Raw genomic sequence first — 22324 nt, 5'->3', positions numbered from 1 at the left:
TTGGAACTTTTTCTTCCTTTGGCGGCAATACAGGGAAGAGACCACATGACCATGCCGCCCACCGCCCTCGCCACCGACACCGACCTGCTGCGCCAGCTGCGCGAGGGCGTGGGCGCGGCCTTCCAGACCCTGTACCAGCGCCATCAGGGGCCGGTGTACCGCTTCGCCCTGCTGCGCACCGGCTCGGGCGACACGGCGGCCGATATTGTCCAGGAAGTCTTCATGGGTTTGCTGACCGGCAGTTTTCATTACGATCCGCTGCGCGGCCTGCTGCAAAACTTCCTGTTCGGCGTGGCGCGCAAACTCATCCTCAAGCATGAACAGCCGCGCCTGCGCCTGGCCAGCCTGCCCGACATCGATCCGGACGACGAGACCACCCAGGAGCTCGCCAGCGACGATGGCGAACCGCTGGCGCGCCTGCTCGAAAATGAAACGGCCGAGCAGGTGCGGCGCGCGCTGGCGCAACTGGCGCCGCACTACCGCGACGCCGTCATCCTGTACGAGCTGCACGACATGTCTTACCTCGACATCGCCGATATTTGCCAGGTCGACATCGGCACCGTGCGCTCGCGCCTCTCGCGCGGGCGCGCCGCCCTGGCCAAGCGGCTAGCCGCGCACCGTCCCACCGCCCTGCACGCGCTCCTCTGAAAGGCCGCCATGAACCACGATCCCATCGACCCCGCCCTGGCCACCGCGCTCGCCGCTTTGCGTAGCGCCAGCGCCGATTGCGGCGCGCCGCCGCGTGTGGAGCAAGCCCTGATGGCGGCCTTTGCACAGCGGTTTGCGCGCAAGCGCTGGTACCAGCGCCTCTCGCCCGCGCACTGGGGCCTGGCGGGCGCTCTGGGCAGTGCTACGGCGGCCGTGCTGGCCGTGCTGATCCTGCGCGCACCGCTGCCCGGCGCCGCCGACGCTGCCGCGCCCTTGCAGCTCGACGACGGCCTGGCCTTCATCGCGCTGGCCTCGCAGGAGCGCATCGAGCAGGAAACCCATCCACGCATGCTCGAAGCGAGCCTGCAACGCACCGAACTGGCGGCGCTCGGCGTGCCGGTCAGCCCGGAAACGGCGGGCGACTTCGTGCGCGCCGAGATGCTGGTGGGCGCCGACGGTTCGCCGCTGGCCCTGCGCCTGAGTTCGCAATAACCCGAGTCAACCGAAAGAGGACCATCATGCACAGTATTTCCCTCCTGTTCGCCGTCGTGCTGGGCGGCGCGCTGCTGCCGGGCGCGCAAGCCGCCGTCGCCACGCCGCCCGACTCGCTACGGTTTACCGGCCCGCTGATGCCGATGCACGGAAAAGCCGTCAAAAATGCGCCGTACAGCGCCGAGGCAGTCTCGGAACAGCTCCAGCGCCTGGCCGACGGCAACGAGATCAGCCGCACCAGCAGCACCATGAACTACCGCGACAGCGCCGGCCGTACACGCCAGGAAATCCGCGATGCCGACGGCGAAGTGCGCACGGTCACCCTGTACCAGCCGGCCGACGGCGTCACGTTCATTCTCAACCCGCGCCAGAAAAGCGCAACCAAAGTGGCCGACCCGAGCGCCGCCGCGCGCAGCGCCGCCAGCGCGGCGCAGGCCAGGGTGGCGCAACTGCGTGCCGAAGGCAAACTGCCCGAGCGCCGCGCCGATGCGGGCGACGAGGTGATCGTCAAAGGTGTCGAGCGAACTGACGGCGACACCCGCAAGCAGTTCCAGGAAAAGGTGCGCATCCAGATCGCCGACAGCATGGCCGGCTCACGCATCGGCCCGACCATGGCGGGCGCGTTCGGCGACGCGCGCTGGGCCGCCAAAGCCAGCACGCGCGAGCTGGGCAACAAGGAGATCGACGGAATCAAGGCCGACGGCAAGCTGCGCACCTACGAGATTCCCGCCGGCGAAGTCGGCAACCGCAACGCCATCGTGGTGTCGCACGAAAGCTGGTACGCGCCCGAGCTGAAGGTGACCGTGTACAGCAAGCACAGCGATCCCCGCAGCGGCGAACGCATCTACCGGCTGAGCAATACCAAGCGCGAGGAACCCCCGGCATCCCTGTTTGTCGTGCCGCCGGACTACACCATCAGGGACATGCTAGCAGAGCGCGCCAGGGCGGCCGGGAGCCGCTGAGCGGCCGTGCTTGTGGCAACAATGATGATCTGGCTCCTATGAGCTCAGCCTAGCGCGCCGCCACGGCCTGCTTGAACCAGTCATCGAGCATCTGCTTTTCATAGCGCAGCAGCTCGGTGTTGCCGTAATGGTTCATGCGGTTCAGGTACTGCATATTGCTCAGTTTTTCCTCGCCCGACTTGATGACCTTGCCGCCCTCGGTGATGCTGTAGCGGAAATGGATATGCGGCCAGTCGGCGCCGCCGTTCATCACGCGCAGATCCTGGCCGCCGCGAAAATTCGGCTTGGTCTGCCCGGCCAGGTCGACATCGAGCACCTCCACCTTGAGTTCCTGCCCGGCCGGCAGGCTGGCGCCCAGCTTGTCGAAGTGGGCCGTCAGTTGCTTGAGCACGCGCTCGCGCTCCCACGGCGTGAACGGCACGTCGGTAAAACGGTCCGGCTCGACGTACGACACCGTTGCCGCCGCCGTGGCCGCACTGGCCGGCAGGGCCATCACGGCCGCCAGCGCACTTGCTTGCAAGACCTTCGTCAATACGCTTTTCATGTTGATCCTTTCAATGCGCAACGCGCTTCCTCAGAATGAAATATACGCGCTTTTGACAGCGCCGTCGGTCCACGGATTGTCGCCGTTTGTATCGAAATGTTAGCCGCCTCACGGTGTCGTTCGCGCTTTCAATCCAGAATCGGCAAAAAAGGAGATCACCGTGCCCGAAGGACCATCGCTCGTCATCCTGCGTGAAGAAACGACTGCCTTCATCGGCAAGGAAATCGTGCACGCCAGCGGCAACACCAAGACCGTCGACCTGCCAAGCCTGGAAGGACAGCGCATCGTCTCGCTGCGCAGCTGGGGCAAGCATTTCCTCATCGAACTGCCGCACACGGTGCTGCGCATTCACTTCATGCTGTTCGGCAGTTATCGCATCAACGAGCGCAAGGACAAGCCGGCGCGCATGGCGCTCGCCTTTGCCGATGGCGGCGAACTCAATTTCTACGCCTGCTCGGTCAAGCACATCGAGCCCGACATCGACGCGGCCTACGACTGGGACGCCGACATCATGTCGCCCACCTGGGATGCGGCCAAGGCGCGCAAGAAGCTGCGCGCCGCGCCCGCCATGCTGGCCTGCGACGCCCTGCTCGACCAGGCCATCTTCGCCGGCGTGGGCAACATCATCAAGAACGAAGTGCTGTTCCGGATCCGCCTGCATCCGCTCTCGACCATCGGCGCGCTGCCGGCGCCCAAGCTGCGCGCCCTGGTCGAGCAAGCCCGACAATACAGCTTCGACTTCCTCGAATGGAAAAAGCAATACGTGCTGAAACAGCACTGGCTGGCGCACCGCAAGAGCACCTGTCCGCGCTGCGACATTCCTTTCTCAAAAGGCCATCTGGGCCTGAGCAAACGTCGCGCGTTTTACTGCGAGCGATGCCAAAAACGCTATGATTGATGGCGTGCGCGCGACACCCTTGATCAAATTACGTCAGATGCATGATCGGTTCTGTATTGCCTGTTGTTAATAGAGTGCAGTCGGTCTACAATCGAACGGTCCCCCCGCGCGTCACGGGCCGGCCTTGGGCTGTCGATGCGCTTGCCTCGCAACACACCGGTATCGGAACCCGTTCATGTCATTTCTATCCTCCGCCGCGCCCAAACTCGCCCCATGGAAAGTTTTGCTTGTCGATGACGAGCCGGACATCCACGACATCACCAAGCTGACCCTGAGCCGCTTCCGCCTCGACGGGCGCGCGCTGACCTTCCTGCACGCCTACACCGGCGCCGAAGCGAAGGAGGTGCTGGCGCGCGAGAGCGATATCGCGCTGGTGTTCCTGGACGTGGTGATGGAAAACGACGACAGCGGCCTGGAAGTGGCGCGCTGGATGCGCGAAGACCTGGGCAACCAGTTCACCCGCATCGTGCTGCGCACCGGCCAGCCGGGGCAGGCGCCGGAAGAGCGCGTGATCGTCAATTACGACATCAACGATTACAAGGAAAAGACCGAACTCGACCGTACCAAACTGTTCACCACCACCTTTGCCGCCCTGCGCGCCTACCGCGACATCATGAAGGTCGAAGAAGCGCGCCTGCTGCAAGTGAATTATCGCGAAGGCCTGGAACGGGTGATCGCGGCTTCGTCGCACATTTTCCAGCAACGCAACCTGAAAGACTTCGCCAGCGGCTTGCTGCAACAAGTCGTGGCCTTGCTGCGCCTGGAAAAGAGCATGCTGCTGCGCCTGTCGGGCGCGAGCGTCATTACCGGCGAGTGCGAATACGAAGTGCTGGCGCAGATCGGCGACATCAGCGAGGCCATGCTCGGCCCCGAACTGATGGCCCAGCTCGACGACGCGCGCAGCAACCGCATCTCGCGCTTGCATGGCGATACCTATGTCGGCTACTTTCCCAACAACAGTGGTAAAGCCTCGCTGCTGGTGCTCAAAGGCGTGGAAGAAATCGCCGATATCGATGCCAAGTTGCTCGAAGTGTTCTGTTCGGGCGTGGCGATCGCGTTCGACAATATCCTGCTCACGCAAGAGATCACCGATACCCAGGCCGAGCTGATCATGCGCCTGGGCGACGTGGTCGAATCGCGCTCCAACGAGGCCGGCAACCACGTGCGCCGCATGTCGCAGGTGTGCCATATGCTGGCGCAGGCGTCCGGCATGCCGGAAGATGAGACGGCGGTGCTGATGCACGCCGCGCCGATGCACGACATCGGCAAGATCGCCACGCCCGACGCGGTCCTGCTCAAGCCGGGCAAGCTCACGCCCGAGGAGTGGGAAATCATGAAGCAGCATCCGACGGTGGGCCTGTCGATCCTGGACGGCTCGTCGCGTCCGATTTTGAAAGCGGCGGCCGTGATCGCGCACCAGCATCACGAAAAATTCGATGGCAGCGGGTATCCGCAGGGCTTGATGGGGCCGGATATTCATATCTATGCGCGCATCGTGGCCGTGGCCGACGTGTTCGATGCGCTCAGTCACAAGCGTTGTTACAAGGATGCGTGGCCGCTGGAGGATGTGGTGTCGCACCTGCGTGAAGTGTCAGGAAAGCACCTCGATCCGGTGTTTGTGGAGCTGCTGATCGCCAACATTGACGCTGCGGTCGATATCAACCGGCGCTGGCCGGACTGAGGCAAACTCGCCATTAGGAAAACAATGATTTATTCCGCTCAGTATTCTCATGAGCATGATTGACCGCGCCGGTGTCGATTAGTCTGAGATAGGCGGCCTGATCTGCAATAACATCGCCAGTTAACAATCCCCGCTTATGCAGCGACACATACAGCGCAGCGGCATAGGCCTGGCAATTGATCGAGCGTGCGGGATTAAATGCGATATCGGAAAATGCACTATACTTCAGAACGATGTCGGCCAATTCAGGTTGTTTATGGAGCGCATTAATGTACAGCCAATCGTAGAATGCCGTACGCGGCTCCAAAGGCCAATCCACATCAAAGTACTGGAATTTGATCAATCTTCCATTCTGATTGAGGCGCTCGTCGCGCTTTGCATCGATCGATCGCGCGCCGAGCAAGTCTGTAAACGGCCCCCCATGCTCGAACACCTTACTGGATTGAAAAGCACACTCCAGGCTGAACTCACGTTCATATCGATCCGTCTTGATCATCAGATTAAATGCACTCAGCCGCACGCCCCACGTATCCTTCGACTTGCTCGAAATCTCCAGAACGGTATCCACCCCCAGCTGCTCGACAGTACGCTGGTGCAAGGAATCGATGGATTTTTGGGCTTGACTGACCGACATTCCGGGAAACCACTGAAATTCAATGTGATGCGTGGAGACAAGCAAAGGGCCAGTCAGGGAGGGCGTAAAAACAGGACGCTGAGCCATTCTTAATTCCGGTTGAAGAAGCAAGGTTGATCTGAAAAGTGAGGATTATCTTACATAAAAGACCATGCAATATAGATTCTTGCAACGCGCGTCGCCCTGCTACTTCCGGCTCTGCGGAAACCGCAAGCGGTAATGCAGTCCCTCCCCCGGCGCGCTGTCCACCTTGACCGACCCGCCCAGCGGCCCGGTCACCAGGTTGTACACGATATGCGCCCCCAGTCCGCTGCCGCCCTGCGCGCGCCGCGTGGTAAAAAACGGATCGAACAGTTTCCCCAGGGTCTCCTGGTCCATTCCCGCGCCATCATCGCGGTAATCGAACCACACCTGCCCGCCGTCGAGCCTCACTTCAATCTTGATCACCCCGCCCTGCTCGCGGGTGTACCCGTGCACCAGCGAATTCATCACCAGGTTAGTCACGATCTGCGACACCGCCCCCGGAAAACTCTCCAGCACCACATCGTCCGGACAATCGACCTCCACCTTGACCGGGCGCCCCTTCAGGCGCGGCTGCAGCGACAGCAGGACTTCAGCCAGATACGCCTTCATGTTAAAGCTGCGGATATCGTCCGACGACTGGTCCACCGCCACCTGCTTGAAGCTGCGCACCAGCGCCGCCGCACGCTGGGTATTGGTGGTCATGATCCGCAGCGACTGGTCGACGATGTCGAAGAACTGCGCCAGGCTGTCTTCTGTCATCTCGCCCGCCGCCAGTTCCTCGCGCGTAAGCTTCAACTCCTGCACCAGATGGCTGGTGGCCGTTACGCAAATGCCCAGCGGCGTATTGATCTCGTGCGCCACGCCCGCCACCAGCCGTCCCAGCGAGGCCAGTTTTTCCTGGCGCACCAGTTCGGTCTGCGCATCCCGCAAGGCCGTCAGGGCCGCGTTCAAGGCCGAATTCTGCTGCTCCAGGCGCTCCTTGGCCACCCGCACCGCGTGGTCGGCCTGCATGCGCGCGATCGCCACCGCCACGTGGCTGGCCATAAACGCCAGCAAGTCCAGGTCGGCCTCGGTGTACACGATGGCCGGATCGTAACTTTGCACGATGATCACCCCGTACGGCTGGTCGTGCACCAGCATCGGCGCACCCATCCAGCTGGCGATCTCGACGCTGCCCAGCGGCTGGCCCATGCTGCGTTCGGCCACCAGGCGCGCATAGCTGGCCGCGTCGTGCAGGCAGGCTTGCTTGCTGTCCAACACGTAGGAACTCATCCCCACGCCGTACGCGAAGCGCTTGACCGGCGCCTCGGCGTGCTTCTGGTCGACAAAATAGGGAATGCTGAATTCGCGCGTCTCCGGGTGATACAGCGCGATCAAGAAATTTTCGGCGACGATCAGCTCGCTGATGATGTTGTGCAGATTGCTCGACAACATTTCCGCATCGACCGCCGAGGCCGACAGGTTGGCGATTTCGTACAGCGCATGCTGCACCGCTTCCGCGCGCCGCCGTTCGGCCACCTCGTGCGCCAGCAGGGCGGTGCGTTCCTGCACCGCGCGCTCGAGCCGGTCCACGCTCTGCATGCCCTGCAAGGCGTTCGAGACGTGGTTGGCGATCAGCGAAAACAGGGCCTGGTCTTCATCGCTGTAGGTATGTGCGGGACTGTAGCTTTGCAGCACGATGGCGCCCAGCGCCTGGTGTTGATGGTCGAGCAGGGGGCAACCCATCCACTGCTCGGCGCGGGTGCCGCGGCCCCAGGCGTGGCCGTCGACCTGGTGCCTGGCGCTTTCATCGGCGGTCATGACCATATTGCGGCGGTTCAGGATCACCCAGGCGGTCGGCGATTGCTCGGGCGATGCCAGGCGCAGCTTTTCCTCGGGATCGGGGGCGGCGTCGCGCTCGTCGACGTAGTACACGAAGCGCACCGTGCCCTCGTCGCGGTCGCTCAGCGCCACATAGAAATTGGCCGCATACATGATGCGGCCCAGCGCCCGGTGCACCGCCCCCACGAACTCGGCGATGTCGGTACACCCCGTCGAAATCTGCCCGATGCCCAGCAACATGGCCTGGACGGCTTCCAGACGGTCAAGACGGCTTTCCATCGCATTTCCCTTTGATAATGCATCAGGGAAATACTAGCAGGTCAGGCAGGGTTGCGAAAGTCGTTTTCGATCCAGGCTGTGGCGCTGGCCGGGCTTAATTTGAAGCCGGCCGAGGTGCGCACCTGGGCGATCTGCTCGCCGTCTTCGTTGAAGGCGGCCAACAGCGCGTACGGATGCTCGTCGTCCGGCACGATGTCGAGCGTGACCTTGATGTCGGCGCCTTCGTGCCACACCACCGTGTTCTTGTGCAGCATGGCGTGCAATTGCTGTTCGTGACGGCGCAGCACTTCGGCGGCGGTCTTGACCAGGGTGTTGAAGGCGTTGGTGTCGAGCGGCTTGGGATTCTTTTTATCGCGTCCCATGGTCCACGGGCCCACCAGCGCCGGCTCCGGTTCGCCATCCTTGATCATGGCCACCGCCCAACCCTCGTCATCCTCGTTCTTGATCACGCGCGCGGTCCAGCCATTGCCTTTCCACAGGCGCGGCTCTTGCACGGGCGCGTCGTCGTCCTGGGGGATGTCGTCGGAGAATTCTTCTGTCATGGGGTCGCCTTCATGGTGCGGGCGTCGCCCGAAAGGGCAATGATAGTCGAATTCCACGCATTCCACAGCACCAGGCACAGCAAGCACAGCGCCCGCCGCACGCCGCGCCAGCCAGGCGCGGCGCATGCCTCCACGTTTTCAGTTGCATTGCCATTGAAATAACGTTACTATCAGCGCGCGCATATATTGCAACGCAGCATCTTTCTTCGCAGTTCACAGGTATCCCATGATCGCCCGTCACTTCCGCCTCGCTCTTACCGCCATCGCCGCCACCGTGTTCGCCACGCAAGCCGCGGCCACGCCGCTCAGCTCCCAGCAAATTTTGCACGAGTTCAACGCCGTGGTGCTGGCCGACATGCAGTCGCAATCGCACGTCGATGGCCGCACCTGGGTCGGCGGCAAGGTCACCGGCGGCGACTACGCGCAGCACGCGAACGACATGCCGGCCTCGACATACGCCGGCCTGACCGTGATGGGCAATGCGGGCGAGGTCAAGGTCAACGCCGGCGGCGCCGTCATTGGCGGCAACCTGAGCGGCGCGAGCATCAATACCGGCAGCGCCGTGATCTATGGCGACGTCAGCAACAGCAATCTGAACGGGGCGGCCTGGGTCGGCGGCAGCCTCAAGGGTAGCAATACGAATGGCGGACGCCTGCCATCGCGCGATGGCGCCATGCAGGCCAAGGCCGACGCCGCGCACTCGACCGATTTCGCAGCCCAGCTCGGTGCGCTCTCGACCAGCCTGGCCCAGATGAGCGGCACCGGCAGCAGCGTCACCTTCAACGGCTATGGCAAGGCCACCTTCAACGCCGTGGCCAACGCCAACGGTGTGGCGGTGTTCAACCTGTTCGATGCCGGCGTGTTCAAGGCCAGCGAATTCGAATTCCACCTGGGCAACGCCACCACTGTGATCCTGAACGCAAGTGACGTCAACGCGACCATTGGCGCCAACTTCCTGGGCGGCTCCGCGCAAACCCTGGGCAGCAAGCTGATCTGGAATTTCCAGAACGCCACCAGCATCACCACCAATGCGCAGTTCGGCGGCACCATTTTGGCGCCATCGGCCCGCCTGACCAACAACCAGAATATCGAAGGCGGCGTGTTCGTCAGGTCGCTCGACCAGCACGGCGAACTGCACCTGCAAGCGTTCGACGGCAATGTCGACCCGGGCCCGTCGCGGGTACCGGTACCGGAGCCGGGCACTTGGGCCTTGCTGGCAGCGGGCGCGCTGATGCTCGCCCTCACGCGCAGGCGAACGTCCTCGCCGGGCGTCTGATTCCTGGCGCGACCGGGCTGCAAGCGACCGAAGACAGCACAGCGACGAGCATCATTTAGCTTGGCCGCACATGAAAACGGCACCGGAGAGAAATCCCGGTGCCGTTTTTTTATGCACGTCAAAGCGGCCTTGGTATTGGCCGATGCTCCTGATCAGCGCGCAGGCTTGGACTGCGCCGCATAACATGCGACCGAAATATCGTAGTCGTTGTACGCAGGTCGTTTGTAATAACTGACGGTGCACCTCTCTGTGTTATCAGGAAGACGCTGCGCCAGCGCCAGGTCGCCACCAACACCATAACGGCAGGACAACCACTTTTCGCTGGGCCGCGTGCTTGTGGTATCGAACGTGACCTGGTAGCCGTTCCGCATCTTTCGCTGCTGCCCGATGTCAGCAGCCGGCTGCGGTCGCCCGCTTGTCGCATCAGCCGACACCAACGATAATTTGCTTGGCGTAACGCCAATCCAACCTTCGGGCAAAGAAGACAGTTTGATTGCCTCCACGGGAAACTCTTCCGGACAAGGCTTGATTTCGTGGGCGCCGACGTCCACGGCAGCCAACAGCAGGCAGAACGATAGAATCAGTTTCATGGTCACTCGATAAGGGAAAATGCATCTGCGTTATTTGAAGGGTCTTTCCAGCGCTCCCCCAACTGCGTGTCCACCACCTTTCCTTTCGATTTAATCTCACGCTGGACGATACGCCCTGACCCTGGCTGGCTACCATGCCCTTTGAACTGCTCCACGATCCAAAAGCTGTGCCATGTCCCATCCGGGTTGCGTTCACCGAATTTTAAGAAAAAGGCGACGTGGTTGTTGTGCGCATGGCTCGCATACCGACCATTTTCGAACGTGGCAATGGCAGTACCTGCCCAGATGCTCTCCTGCTTGAGGACGGGCGCACCTTCGCGCCACATGCTGCTGTTTGGTAGTTTGGCATAGTGCTGGACCATCAAGGCGCAATTGCCGTCCTCGTACAAAGGCTTACCGATCAATTTTTTCACGCCCGAATAAAAATAGGTCATCGGCTGGCTCCCAATAAAAATATTTATAAAAAACTAATTATATCCTAGCAATGACTATGCCAAATTGTTAATTCCTAACTTGATTGCCACCATGCGTTTTAGCTGGAGCAACCCTCAAAGCCGCTTGCGCGGCAGGGTCTTTGCTCCCGCTCCAGGAAAGCGTGGAATCATTGTTTGCGCTCGGCCACGCATAAAAAAAGCCCACCGGAACAGGTGGGCTTTTTTTATGCGAACCGCTGGCGCGGCGGCGCGGGCGGCTGCAACGGCGGACCGGGCGGGGGAATGCGCGGATCGATCGCCGGCCCCGGCGTGTTGTAGGTGAAAGGATTGATGATAATCGGTGGAATCGCCGGCGGCGCCGACGGCGGACCCTTGGGACCGCCACCGGCGAGCAGGATGCGCAACTGGCGCGCCACGAAGTCGCCCGCCGCCAGCGCCCACCGGTCCCCTGAATAGTGAATAAATTCCATATGCGTCTCCATCCGTCAGAGAATTCAGTATAGGCAATAAATTCGAATTTTCAAGGTGAAAAATTGCGTTTTCGGTAAGCCGGCGCCCACGCCGTGCGCAGCCCCGTTCACCCCGTCAAACGTGCAGCCTGTCGCATCCGCATGGCGCCGCGCCACCCGCACAGCTACAGTGCAAGCGTACCAAGCGACACTCCACCCCAACCCGACCGAGGCTACCGCCATGAAAAAATTTGCTCCCCTGCTGTTGCTGTTCCTGTTCATCCTGGTCGCCTGGGAAGCCATGGCCGGCTCGTCCGGCATGGCCATCAACATCGATGGCGAGCACATCGACGGCCCGCTCGGCGCCCTGCTCGGCGTGCTGTTCGCCGGCGGCGGCCTGGTCATCGCGGCCCTGGTCCTGCTGTTCGTCGGCTTGCTGCTGGCGGTGCTGTTCGCCGGCCTCGGCGTGCTGGCAGTCGGCGCCCTGGCGCTGCTACTGCTCTGCGTCGGCCTGCTGGCTTCGCCCCTGCTGCTGCCGCTGGCATGCGTGCTGGCCATCGTCTGGTACCTGGCGCGCGACCGCCAACCACGCACAGCGCGCGCCGCGCACGACGCGCTCAAACCTTAAGCCCTAAGCACGGCTCAGGCTGGCCTTGGCGGCAGCCATGCCGGTTGCCTCGGCATGCTCGCACACGCGGTTGCGCCCGTCCGCCTTGGCCCGGTACAGCGCCTTGTCGGCGCGGATCAGGGCCGCATCCGGGCCGGCGTCGCCGGCGTCGATGGTGGCAATGCCGATGCTGACCGTGATCGCGATGCTGCGGCCATCGCCGTCGAGCGGGCTGTCGGCCACGCTCTGGCGCAGGCGCTCGGCGTACTGCTGCGCCGCCGGCCCGGTGGCCCCCGGCAGCAGCACCGCGAATTCTTCGCCGCCGACCCGGCCCAGGGTGTCGATCTTGCGCTGGCCGGAACGCATCAGGCCCGCCATGTGGCGCAGCACCGCATCCCCCGCCGCGTGGCCATGCACGTCGTTGACGTGCTTGAAGTGGTCGATGTCGAGCATCAGCACCGAGGCGCATTCGTCCACGCTGCGTTGCAGCCGCGCGAACTGGTCGTCCAGGCGCGCCATGAACACGCGCCGGTTCGGCAGCCCGGTCAGGAAATCGGTGCTGGCCAGCGCATGCAGTTCGTCGTCGATCCGTTTGCGCTCGGTGATGTCGACCGTCGAGGCGATCACGAAGTCGAGCGACTGCGCGTGGCCCGGCATGACCAGCAAGGTCAGTTCGTGCTGGCGCGCCACCCCATCGACCCGCAGGAAGCTGCTCTCGCACTCGTAGAACAGAGCCCCGCCGGTCAGCGCCACCAGCGCGTCGATGAAGGCGTCCGCGCCCAGGCTGCCGAAGTTCTGCGCCAGTCCCAGCGTGCCGGGCTCCTTGGCGGCGGCGCCCACGTGCACCAGCGCGGCGCCATTGACGTCGGTGATGCGCACCAGCGCCGCCAGGCGCGCCGCTTCCTCGGGCCGCTCGCGCAGCCACGGCCCCAGTTGGTCCACGCCGCACGTCTTCAGGCGCGCCACCGCCTCGCGCGCGTCCGACCAGTCCTGCTCCCACAGCGCCACCGGCGCGTGATCGTACAGGCTGCGAAAACGCTCTTCGCCCACCCGCAAGGCCTGCGCGGCCTGGGCCTGTTCGAGGGCGATGCCGGCCAGCTGGGCGGCCTGCTCGATCAGCACCACGTGCGCCGCGCTCGGGTAATGCGGGGTGCGGTGGTAGATCGCAAAGGTGCCCAGCACGCGCCCGGAGGCGCCGCGGATCGGCTCCGACCAGCTCGACGCAAGCTGGGCGCGCGCGGCAATGGCGCGGTAGTCGGCCCAGTCGGGATGGGTCTGGATATCCTCGACGATCACGCGCCGGCCGCTGGCGGCGGCGCTGCCGCACGAACCGTGGCCGGGAGCGGCCGGCAAGCCATCGACGGCGGCGTTGAAAAAGCCCGGCAGGCTGGGCGCGGCCCCGGTGTTCAGGAAGCGCCCCTCGGCGTCGAGCAGCAGGATCGAGCACAGCATGCCGGGATTGGTCGATTCCACCCCCAGCACCACCGCGCCCAGCACCGCTTGCAGCGGCGCGCCGTGCGCCAGCAGTTCGAGCACGTGGCGGTGCGCGCGCTCGCGCTGTTCGATCTGCTTGCGTTCGGTGATGTCGCGGAACGACCACAGGCGCGCGCCTTCCTGCCCCAGCCGCACCGGGCGCGTCAGCTGTTCGATAAAGCGCCCGTCTTTCAGGCGCAGCAGCTCGCGGTGCTCCTCATGGTCCGCCAGTTGCAGCGAGCGGCTGTACAGCAACGGCCCGGCCTGCACCAGCTGGGTCAGCAGGTGCGCCACCACGGCGCTGTCGTCGCCCGCCAGGTCGAGTTCAGCGGGAATGCTCCACAGCGCGCGGAAGCGCTGGTTCGAGGCCAGGATGTGGCGGTCGCCATTGTCGACCAAAATGGCGTCGAAGGTCGAGTCGAGGATGCTGCGCATCATGGCCTGGGCCCGCTGCGCGGAGTCGGCCAGCCCCACCAGGCGCTGCTGGCCGGCTTTCAGCTCGCCCGTCAGCGCCAGCGACTGGCGCAATGCGCTGCGGGCCATGGCGCTGCTGCGCGCCAGCATCCAGGTCAGCACGGACAGGATCACCGTCACCGCCAGCCCCAGCGTGAGCACCAGTTGCGCGGCATCGTTGCGCTGTTCGTCGCCGAAGCCGGCACGGGCCTGGACCACCAGCGTCCAGCGCCGCCCGGCGATGCCGATGCGTTGCTCGGTGCGCAGCCCCGCCGCGCCCGCCACCCCGGAGGCGGCGCCGGCCGCCATCAGCGCCGCTGGCGCGACCTCGTTGCCGTCGTAGACCGTCACCAGCATGTCGGCGCCGCGCTCGCCGCCCACGCGCGCCATCAGGTCTTCCATGACGAAGGGGGCGTAGATCCAGCCGCGCAGCAGGTCGCGCCGCTGTTCGACCTGGTCCGGCGCCTTGCGGCCGATGTACACCGGCAGGGCAATGAGCACGCCGTCGGAGGCGGCCCGTCCGCGTTCGCGCGCCACCGTCGACTTGCCCGACATGCTGGGCTGGCCGCTGTCGCGCGCCTGTTCCAGCATCTGGCGCAGCGGCTCCTCGGACAGCATGTCGTACCCGAGCGCGCGCAGGCGGGCGCCGGTGAACGATTCCAGGTACAGCAGCGGCGCGTACGCGCTGCGCGTGCCGGGCGGCGTGATCGCGTAATCGGGAAAACCGCCGGCGCGCACCCGCGCCAGGTGCGCGGTGCGCCCGGCGTCGGCCAGCGCGGCGATGTAGCCGATCCCTTTCATGCCGGGATACTCGGCGTCGGCATGCTGGGCGCGCACGAAATCGGCAAATTCCTGGCGCGTGACGTCGTCGGAACTGTTGAACAGCCCCTGCACCCCGCGCAGCGACTGGATATGGGCCGCCATGCGCAGCGCCAGCTGGTTGACCACGTCGCGCGCGGCGAACTCGAAATCGGTGCGCAGGTCGCGCTCGGCGTCGCGCCGCGCCGCATCCCACAGCTGCCAGGTCAGCACCAGGCACAGCGCCATCACCAGCGTGGCCAGCGCGGCGGCGCCGAGCCACGCGCAGCTGCGCGTTCTTGCGGGCGAAGCCGGTACGGCCGGGGAGGAAACGGCAGAGTCCATGGAAGCGATCCTGGGTGCGGCCCGCAGCGGGCCTCTTGCCAACTGATAGTACGTTAGCAACCCTTGCGTTGCAACATGACTGTTGTCAAATGCCCTCGATTAGCCGCATCGCGAACACGATCGGCAACCCGGCGGCGATCACGCGGCGCGCGGCGGCGCCGTTGTCGTAGGGAATGCGGTAATACACCAGCTCGCGCGCGCTGTCGTCGTACATGGCGTAGCAGGCGGCGCTGTTGCCGTCGCGCGGCTGTCCCACCGCGCCCGGGATCACCAAATACTGGTGCTGGGGGGCGATGGCGATGCGGGTGCCCGGCACCGGCACGTGCGAGCCCATGCGGCCGTCGTCGGCGCGCCGGTACAGGGCCGGGGTGTGCACATGGCCCGAAAACACCATGCGCTTCTTGGCCGCGCGCAGGCTGCGCTCGGCCGGCTCGAGCCCGGTCACGTATTCCCATTTGACCGGATCGTGGGCGCTGGCGTGGACGAACAGCATGCGCTCCAGTTCCATGCTCAGCGGCAAGGCTGAAAGAAAGGCCATCTGCCCGGTGCTGAGCTGGCCGCGGGTCCACTCGATCACCTCGCGCGCTTCGAAGTGCATTTGCGGACGCGTTTCGTGGGTCACCGAAAAGTCGTGGTTGCCCTGCACCGCCAGCGCCCCGCGCGCCACGTAGTCCATCACGGTCTGCACCACCCAGGCCGGATCGGCGCCGTAGCCCACGAAGTCGCCGGTAAACGCAAACTGGTCGGCCTTGTGGGCGTGCGCATGCGCCAGGCAGGCGGCGAATGCCTCGCGGTTGGCGTGCAGGTCGGTCAGCAGGGCAAGGCGCATGGTGGGGACGGCGTCGCTTGGCGCGCAGTAAAGAATGCTATTTTGGAATCAATGACGAGTGTTCAACTTGATTATAGCGTGGGAAGTGTTGCCGGACGGCGTGTTCGTGGACGGAAACGGGGGGAATTGGCCGCGCGGGCCGCCGCCGCCCCCCCGCGCGGCCCACGGCGGCGCTTCACGCGACTGCGCGCTCGCCCTCCTGCGCCAGGCGCCGTTGCCAGAAGCCCGCCCCCGGCCAGCGCTGCTCGTTGGCGTACAAAGCGCGCCGGGTGGTCGCATACGACTGGAAATGCGCGAGCAGCGACTGGCGGTAGCCCTCCCCCAGTCCGCCACCCTGCTCCACGTACGCCTGCGCCACCCGGGCGGCGTGGATGCCCGAACTGAGCGCGTGCCCGATGCCGAGCGACGAGACCGGGTCGAAGCTGGCCGCCGCGTCACCGGCCGCAGTCCAGGCGGCATTGGCCGGCAGGCGCGCCACCCGGCTGTGGACCGGATACTGGCGGAACGCTTGCGGCGCCCCCAGCTCGCGCACCAGCGCACCGATATGCGTGCTCGCCAGCGCGTGGCGGCGCCAGGTGTCCGGATCGAGCAAGTCGAGCGTGCGCAAGGTCTCGGCGTCGGTCATGAAGGCGAGCGCCGTGCGACCGCCGGGCAGCGGGGCCAGGTAGAACCAGCCGTTTGCGGTGGTCTCGACCAGAGTGCGCTGCAGCCGCTCGGGCGCGTCGGCCTGCCCGGCATCGTAGTAGGCGTACACCCCCACCATGCGGTCGGTTTGCAGCACCGGGCACTGTTGCTGGCGCACCATCACGCTGCTGCGCCCGCTGCAATCGATGAGGTAGGCGGCGCCCAGGGTGCGCTTGCGCTCGCCCTGGCGCAGCGCGACGGCCCAGCGCGCGCCCCCGGTGATCCCCAGCAGCTCGGCCGGTTGCACGATCTGCGCGCCGAGCTGGCCGGCCTGTTCGAGCAGCATGCTGTCGAACGCCAGGCGGTCCAGGTGCAGGCCGCTGCCCTGCCCGTTGAACAGGAAATCGCGCACCACCAGCTCGTCGCCACCCCAGGCGGCGGCGTGCGCGTACGATTGCAAGTGGCGCTCCTCGAAACCGGCGCGCGCGATGCCCAGGTATTCCATCAAAGGAAACAAGGCCGGCGAGACGGTCTCGCCGGGACGGAAGGGATCGAACAGGCGCCGCTCGACCAGCGCCACCCGCAGCCGCGTGTGGCGACACAGGGTGATCGCCGCGGCGGCGCCGGCCGGCCCGGCGCCGAGGATGATGACGTCGACCTCATCGTCCCCGGCGCGCGCGCCGCCAATGTCAGCGGCGGCTGGTGCGGCCATGCGACAGGGTCAATATCTTGCGCGGCTTGTCGCCCTCGCGGGTCTGCGGTGCGGGATCTTCATCCTTGAGGAACCAGGCCGGATAGAAGGTCGAATCGTCGCTGGTGACGAAGCTGCTCACATTGCCGACCGCCACGCTGGCCATGTGGAACTGGCGGTGGTTGCGCTCCTGCTCCGCGAAATACGGATACTGGCGCCCGGACGCCGGATCGTGGTTCTGGTTGGCCACGAAGCCCAGGTACTTCCACGCGGTGATCATCTGCGTGAAGCTGTTCACGCCGCGGCTGTACATCACCTGCATCCCGGCCGGCACCCCGGTCACCTTCTGCTCCTCGGCGGTGTAGCCGCCGGCGATCACGTTCCACGGGCTTTGCGGCGGCCACCAGTAGGAATAATAGGTAGGCGGCGTGGGAATCATCGTGGCCGGATCCTTGACCTGCGCAGGGTTGTCGAAATTGATGAACTGGACCGAGCAATCGAAGAAGTCGGCCTGCCACGGAATGGCCATGCGCTTGGTCAGGTCGCCCGGCTCGCAACCGGCGCCCACGGTCGGCGCGCTCCAGTCGACCGGTGCGGTTTCGTCTTCCGACCATGACAGGCCGTGCTCGTTGTAATACGCCTCGTCGTGGCGGTGCCGGATCTCGTACGGCGCCGCGTACACGGTCGGGTTGCGCACCGACCAGGTCACTTCGATACCCGGGCACATCGGCTCGCCCACGCAATTGCCGATCCCGGCCTGGTCGAGCGGATGCACGTTCGGAATGCGCAAGGCCGGCGCGCTCGGCGAGAACTGGCCCGCCGCCCATTGCTTGAGCAGGAAATACTGGGTATCGGTCAGCACCGAAAACTTGTCGATCACATTGTTGCGCACCGAATTCGAGCCCGAATTCATCGGCACCAGCGGAATGCCGCTCGTTTCCTGCAAGCCGCTGCTGAACAATTGCTGGTTCTGGGTGCCGACAAAGCCGGCCGGCTGCTCCAGGGTGGCGTCGCGCCGCGCCGGCGGGTTGCGGAAGTAACTGAGGAACTGCGCGCGCAGCTCGCCGGCCCGTTCGCTGGTATCGTTGGGGTCAAAAGGCGGGTTGATAAAGGCCGTCATCGATGGCACCGTCGCCACCCACTGGTAGTCGGCCATCCGGTTGAGAAAAGGCTTGATGTCTTCCCAGTAATTGACCTGGTAGTCGGGATTCCAGCCGGCGTTATCGGGCCACCGGCCCAGGTCGTAGACATCGGGCCGCGCGCCCTGGTACTTGAGCGCGCAGTCGAGCGCCACGTCGTCCCAGGTCGACACATTGACCAGCTGCGGTGCGAACTTGGGCGAGCCGATCACCACCCAGGCCGACAGCGTGACCACGCTCTGGTCCTTGAAGGTGACGGTGGCCGTCACCGGGCCGTCGGCGATATCGTCGTTCCAGGTGTTGCCGCCGCCGAAACCGGTAATGCTCTCGTTGCCGCCGGCGTGGCCGAAGCCGCCCAGCACCAGCAGATTGGCGCGCGAATCGGTGCGGATTTCGCCGAGCGACTTGACCGGCAAGCCCTGGCTCGGATTGGGTGGGGGGAAGGAGGCGTGCTTGTACTCGGGCGGCACCGTGTCCGCCGTAAATTCCACCGGCGCCGCACGCGGCCCGCTCACGCTGCGCGGGCCCGGATCGATGATCAGCCCCTTGCGGGCGTCGCCGGCCACGTCGGGGTTGCGATGGCCAGTCACCGGTCCCTCCACGCCCCAGGCTGCGGGCGGCTCCCGCCAGGTCTCGTAACTATTGTGTTTGCCGAACATCAGGTCGCCCAGCAGGGGCGTGAAATCCCACCACGCCGCCTTCTTGTTTGCCACATGCACCGACCAGACCACCGATTCGACCAGGTCGCCGGTCAGGTCCAGCTCGACCTCGCCCAGCCCGTCCGGGGTGGACTGCCAGATACTGAAGGTGGCGGCCTGGCGCTTGATCAAGCCCTTGGCGTCCTTGAACTGGGTCACGCGCCTGGGGACGCCATTGTCGCGAACAGGATCGCCATCGGTGTCCGCTTCGATCGGCAAGCCGCCGATGCTGTCCGGTGCAAGGTAATACGCGTCGAGGCTGTTGCCGACGCGGCCGACGCCGATCGACGGGTGAATACGGTAACTGACGGGGGATGGCATGTATCAAGTCTCCTGATTGATGGATGGACGAACCATGTAAGTCAACAGCGGAAAGACTAAAACCATTACGCAGGCAGTGACAAAACCGGGCGCGCGGCGGGCCACCGGATCCGGCGCGGCGGACCCGGTGGCATGCGCTATCGGGGAGGTGTCACTGGCTTGAATGTACTACGCGGGAAAGGTTTCAACAACAAGAATGTTAATAGATAATCATGCAAATTGAATAAGTGTGGCGTGCCGCCAAACCACACTGTGAATACAGCGGCACACCGGCCAGGGCAAGCATGGGATAATATTTCCATGCGTTAACTCCATGCGCTCAGCAGCCGGATGACGCCCTTCCCCCGCACCGACGATCGGACCTCATGTCTCTTGCATTCCACCCCGCCCGCGCACTGCTGCCCGGCTTGTTCCTGCTGCTGGCCGCTGGCCCCAGCGCCGCCTTCGACCGCTCGACCCGCGCCGACGACCCGCTCGCTCGCGTGCCCAAGGCGGAGGAAGGGACGGTGGTCGTGAGCGTGAGCACCAACCTGGTGACCGTGCTGGACATGGTGTCCGTCAACGTGCGCCGCCTCGGCGCACCCGGCGAGGGCAAGACGGCGGCGCCCGGCGAGAATGCCGATATCTACGTGATCGGCCAGGTCGCACCCGCGCTGGCCTTCGACAGCGCGGTGTTTGTCGGCGTGCTGCCGGCCGGCGACTACCAGATGGTGGAAGTGAGGATGAAGCCCTACTTCCTGCAAACGGTCGACGAGCTGGTGGGCTGGAGGATCACCACCCAGACCACCGTCACGCCCACCATCGGTTCAAAACGGCGCGACCTGTTCGGCACCTTCACGGTCTTGCCCGGCCAAACGGTGGACCTTGGCCGCACGGTGATTACCCCACTCAACAAAGCCACGATCATGGGCCGCAGCGCGCTGCATACCGACAATCGCCAGCTTCTCGAGCGCAAATCGCCGCCGCACGCCCGCTTACTGGACCGCGACGCGGCACCCGGCTGGACCACGGCGCGCCTGGAGGATGACGTGGCCGAAACCATCGCGCTGCGCCGTCCGGTCGGCGCCGGCTGCTTCAGCGAGTATCCGGACGGACGCATCGCCGCCGCCGCCAAAATGGGCGCGGTGCTGCTGCGCTCGGCGACGGGTGAATGGAGCAGCGTGCAAGGCAAGGACCTCAATTCGCTGGCGTGCGTGCTGCCGGTCGCGCTGCCCAACGCCACCCTGATCGGGGTCGGCGAAGCGAACACCATCGTGCGGCTGGCGCCGGGCGCCACCACGCTCACGCCGGTCGCCCCCGGCAACCTGCCAAACGGGAACCTGATCTACGTGGCCGGCAACGAGCGCGCCGGCTGGTATATCACCCTGCACAGCAATGAGCTGTTGAGCGTGTTCCACGCCAGGGACATCGACAGCGGCAATTGGAAGCAGGTGACCAGCTTGCCTCTCAAGAAAGATTTTTGGTGGGGCCAGTCGGGCTTCTGGCCTTGGCGCACGGAGCGCGGCTTCGGCTTCGCGGTCGAGGACAGCTTGCATCTGCTCGATTACGCGAGCGGCCAGTGGGTCACGCGCAAGATGCCGAAAGAAATGAAAGTCGAGGCGGCCCAGGCCAGTCCCAACGGCACCATCGGCGTGCGTGGCAAAATGTTCGGGGGCGCCTATATCACCAGGGACCAGGGCCTGAGCTGGCAGGAAGTGCCCACCCCGCGCAACGCCTGGGTACCCCTGCAAGCGGGCGGCGACGACCTGTGGGTGCGCAGCACGGCGCTGCCGCTCGACCAGACGTCCGGCCCGGTCCTGCATACCAGCAGCGACCTGGGCCGCAAATGGACCCAGGTCGGTCAATTTCCGGGCGGCGCGCTAGACATCCTGCCCTCGGGCGCCATGCTCAGCCACGGCAAGGAGCGCGGCTTCTACGCGATTCGCCGCTCCGTCGACAATGGCGTGAGCTGGGTCACGGAATACCACAACTTCGTGCGCAAGCCCTGACCCAAGCGCCGGGGCCGCCGCGGCACATGCCGGCAGCCCCGGCAAGAGCGCTTACTTGACCGGACGCGCGTTGATCAGGTCGACCAGTTGCGGCACCAGCGACAGCACAGCCTCGCGCAGGGCCGGGGCGGCCACCGGAATATCGCTGACCAGGGTATCGTACTTCATGTACTGGTAGGCGAAGCCGCCGTTGCTAAATACCAGCGTCTGGCGCCCGAGGAACTGCTTGGTGCGGCCGTTGTACAAGGCCACGCCGACGCTGGCATTGCGGAAGTACGCATTCAAGCCACCGGGCGCCATGTAAAACGCAACCGGGCTGATTTGCACCAGCAGGTCGGCATCCACCGGCGCCGACGATGCCAGCGGACCGAGCGGATACTTGTTGCCTTCCGCATCCGCGGCCGCCCAGCGATGGCGCGGATAGTTACGCCGGCCGGCATCGGACAGCGTCACGGTGATGCCCTGCGCTTCGAGCGACTTGCGCAGGCTGGCGAGGAAATCCTTGCGCATGTCGAAGCCCGGCAGGCGCGCCAGCACGGCGCCATGGAAACCTTCGGCGCGTTTTTGGGTCTTCTCTTCGGAACCGGTCACCATGTTCCCGATCGCCGCATTCAGAATGCCGGCGCTCTGGTACTGGAACAGCGGCGGTGCGTCGGCCGGCAACTCGTTGAGCTCATCGTCCATGTAGAAAAAATCGGCGTGACGCGAAAAATGAAATCCCGGGAAGGCGTACGACTTGGGCACGACCACGCCAATCACGGCCGCCACTTTCATATCCGGGAAATCTTCGATCACCACCGATTTCGGGGCGCTGTACTTGGTCGTATCGACCATCGGGGCGTTCAGGCAGCCGGTCAGCAAAGAAAGCATGGCGGCGCCGGCCAGCAGGCCGCGGATCGCGGGAGTGAAAGGGAACAGGTTTTTCATGGTCATGGGATAGAGGCTCGCTTGAGTGCAGGATCGGTGCGGGATGGGTGTGATGGAAGCGAAAAACCCGGGGCGCAAGCACGCCAGGCATGTTCATTTCCTATCAGTATTATTGCACTGAAGAAGCTTCAGCGGCCGGCCCGAAGCCTATAAATAC

Annotated in this window: 20 protein-coding genes; 8 read left to right on the top strand and 12 right to left on the bottom strand. The window is 64.7% G+C overall.

What is annotated here, in order from left to right; all coding sequences use genetic code 11:
* The first annotated feature begins 45 nt into the window (after positions 1-45).
* From F0185_RS09825 to F0185_RS09815, 3 genes are read left to right on the top strand one after another with little or no spacing between them, the layout of a single operon-like run.
* Positions 46-648, top strand: a complete 603-nt coding sequence (locus F0185_RS09825) for an RNA polymerase sigma factor (RefSeq protein ID WP_229476869.1) — start codon at positions 46-48, stop codon at positions 646-648.
* Between the two features lie 9 nt (positions 649-657).
* Positions 658-1140, top strand: coding sequence for a hypothetical protein (locus F0185_RS09820; protein ID WP_167223850.1), 483 nt, complete (start codon positions 658-660; stop codon positions 1138-1140).
* A gap of 26 nt (positions 1141-1166) precedes the next feature.
* On the top strand, positions 1167-2102 hold the full coding sequence (locus F0185_RS09815) for a hypothetical protein (RefSeq protein WP_167223848.1): 936 nt from the start codon (positions 1167-1169) through the stop codon (positions 2100-2102).
* Positions 2103-2151: 49 nt separating this feature from the next.
* On the opposite strand, the gene F0185_RS09810 is transcribed toward F0185_RS09815, so the two are convergent.
* Positions 2152-2646 (bottom strand): DUF3016 domain-containing protein, encoded by a 495-nt coding sequence (locus F0185_RS09810; protein ID WP_167223846.1) that lies wholly within the window; start codon positions 2644-2646, stop codon positions 2152-2154.
* 160 nt (positions 2647-2806) lie between these two features.
* Here F0185_RS09810 and F0185_RS09805 point away from each other — a divergent pair, with 160 nt between their 5' ends.
* Positions 2807-3544, top strand: a complete 738-nt coding sequence (locus tag F0185_RS09805; RefSeq protein ID WP_167223844.1) for a DNA-formamidopyrimidine glycosylase family protein — start codon at positions 2807-2809, stop codon at positions 3542-3544.
* A 175-nt stretch (positions 3545-3719) separates the two neighbouring features.
* Positions 3720-5225, top strand: coding sequence for a DUF3369 domain-containing protein (locus tag F0185_RS09800; RefSeq protein ID WP_167223842.1), 1506 nt, complete (start codon positions 3720-3722; stop codon positions 5223-5225).
* 13 nt (positions 5226-5238) lie between these two features.
* Here the strand turns inward: F0185_RS09800 and F0185_RS09795 are convergent, their stop codons facing one another.
* From F0185_RS09795 to F0185_RS09785, 3 genes are all read right to left on the bottom strand, one after another.
* Positions 5239-5946 (bottom strand): DarT1-associated NADAR antitoxin family protein, encoded by a 708-nt coding sequence (locus F0185_RS09795; protein ID WP_167223840.1) that lies wholly within the window; start codon positions 5944-5946, stop codon positions 5239-5241.
* A 99-nt stretch (positions 5947-6045) separates the two neighbouring features.
* Entirely contained in the window at positions 6046-7983 is a 1938-nt protein-coding gene (locus tag F0185_RS09790; RefSeq protein WP_167223838.1) for a GAF domain-containing sensor histidine kinase, read from the bottom strand.
* 41 nt (positions 7984-8024) lie between these two features.
* On the bottom strand, positions 8025-8525 hold the full coding sequence (locus F0185_RS09785) for a hypothetical protein (protein WP_166890326.1): 501 nt from the start codon (positions 8523-8525) through the stop codon (positions 8025-8027).
* Positions 8526-8751: 226 nt separating this feature from the next.
* Here F0185_RS09785 and F0185_RS09780 point away from each other — a divergent pair, with 226 nt between their 5' ends.
* On the top strand, positions 8752-9801 hold the full coding sequence (locus tag F0185_RS09780) for a choice-of-anchor A family protein (protein ID WP_167223836.1): 1050 nt from the start codon (positions 8752-8754) through the stop codon (positions 9799-9801).
* A 152-nt stretch (positions 9802-9953) separates the two neighbouring features.
* Here F0185_RS09780 and F0185_RS09775 read toward each other — a convergent pair whose 3' ends face one another.
* From F0185_RS09775 to F0185_RS09765, 3 genes are all read right to left on the bottom strand, one after another.
* Positions 9954-10391 (bottom strand): STY0301 family protein, encoded by a 438-nt coding sequence (locus F0185_RS09775; RefSeq protein WP_167223834.1) that lies wholly within the window; start codon positions 10389-10391, stop codon positions 9954-9956.
* A gap of 2 nt (positions 10392-10393) precedes the next feature.
* Positions 10394-10825, bottom strand: coding sequence for a BPSL0067 family protein (locus F0185_RS09770; RefSeq protein ID WP_167223832.1), 432 nt, complete (start codon positions 10823-10825; stop codon positions 10394-10396).
* A 224-nt stretch (positions 10826-11049) separates the two neighbouring features.
* Positions 11050-11295: a hypothetical protein gene (locus F0185_RS09765; RefSeq protein ID WP_166890316.1), complete on the bottom strand. Its 246-nt coding sequence runs from the start codon at positions 11293-11295 to the stop codon at positions 11050-11052.
* A gap of 220 nt (positions 11296-11515) precedes the next feature.
* Here F0185_RS09765 and F0185_RS09760 point away from each other — a divergent pair, with 220 nt between their 5' ends.
* On the top strand, positions 11516-11902 hold the full coding sequence (locus F0185_RS09760; RefSeq protein ID WP_167223830.1) for a hypothetical protein: 387 nt from the start codon (positions 11516-11518) through the stop codon (positions 11900-11902).
* A 3-nt stretch (positions 11903-11905) separates the two neighbouring features.
* On the opposite strand, the gene F0185_RS09755 is transcribed toward F0185_RS09760, so the two are convergent.
* From F0185_RS09755 to lodA, 4 genes are all read right to left on the bottom strand, one after another.
* Complete coding sequence (locus tag F0185_RS09755) at positions 11906-14950, bottom strand: CHASE domain-containing protein (protein ID WP_167223828.1); 3045 nt, start codon at positions 14948-14950, stop codon at positions 11906-11908.
* 85 nt (positions 14951-15035) lie between these two features.
* On the bottom strand, positions 15036-15779 hold the full coding sequence (locus tag F0185_RS09750) for a metallophosphoesterase family protein (protein WP_167223826.1): 744 nt from the start codon (positions 15777-15779) through the stop codon (positions 15036-15038).
* 175 nt (positions 15780-15954) lie between these two features.
* On the bottom strand, positions 15955-17115 hold the full coding sequence (locus tag F0185_RS09745; protein WP_167223824.1) for an FAD-dependent monooxygenase: 1161 nt from the start codon (positions 17113-17115) through the stop codon (positions 15955-15957).
* Positions 17093-19252 carry a CTQ-dependent lysine 6-oxidase LodA gene (lodA, locus tag F0185_RS09740; protein ID WP_167223822.1) on the bottom strand — a complete coding sequence of 720 codons (2160 nt, stop codon included), beginning with the start codon at positions 19250-19252 and terminating at the stop codon, positions 17093-17095. Before lodA ends, F0185_RS09745 begins: the two co-directional genes overlap by 23 nt.
* A gap of 365 nt (positions 19253-19617) precedes the next feature.
* On the opposite strand from lodA, the gene F0185_RS09735 reads away from it, so the two are divergent.
* On the top strand, positions 19618-21240 hold the full coding sequence (locus F0185_RS09735) for a hypothetical protein (RefSeq protein ID WP_167223820.1): 1623 nt from the start codon (positions 19618-19620) through the stop codon (positions 21238-21240).
* 51 nt (positions 21241-21291) lie between these two features.
* On the opposite strand, the gene F0185_RS09730 is transcribed toward F0185_RS09735, so the two are convergent.
* Positions 21292-22173, bottom strand: coding sequence for a hypothetical protein (locus tag F0185_RS09730; protein WP_167223818.1), 882 nt, complete (start codon positions 22171-22173; stop codon positions 21292-21294).
* Positions 22174-22324 lie beyond the last annotated feature (151 nt).

Source organism: Massilia rubra (assembly GCF_011682065.1).
Classification (GTDB): domain Bacteria; phylum Pseudomonadota; class Gammaproteobacteria; order Burkholderiales; family Burkholderiaceae_D; genus Telluria_A; species Telluria_A rubra.
This window is presented reverse-complemented; position numbering and strand designations above follow the sequence as displayed.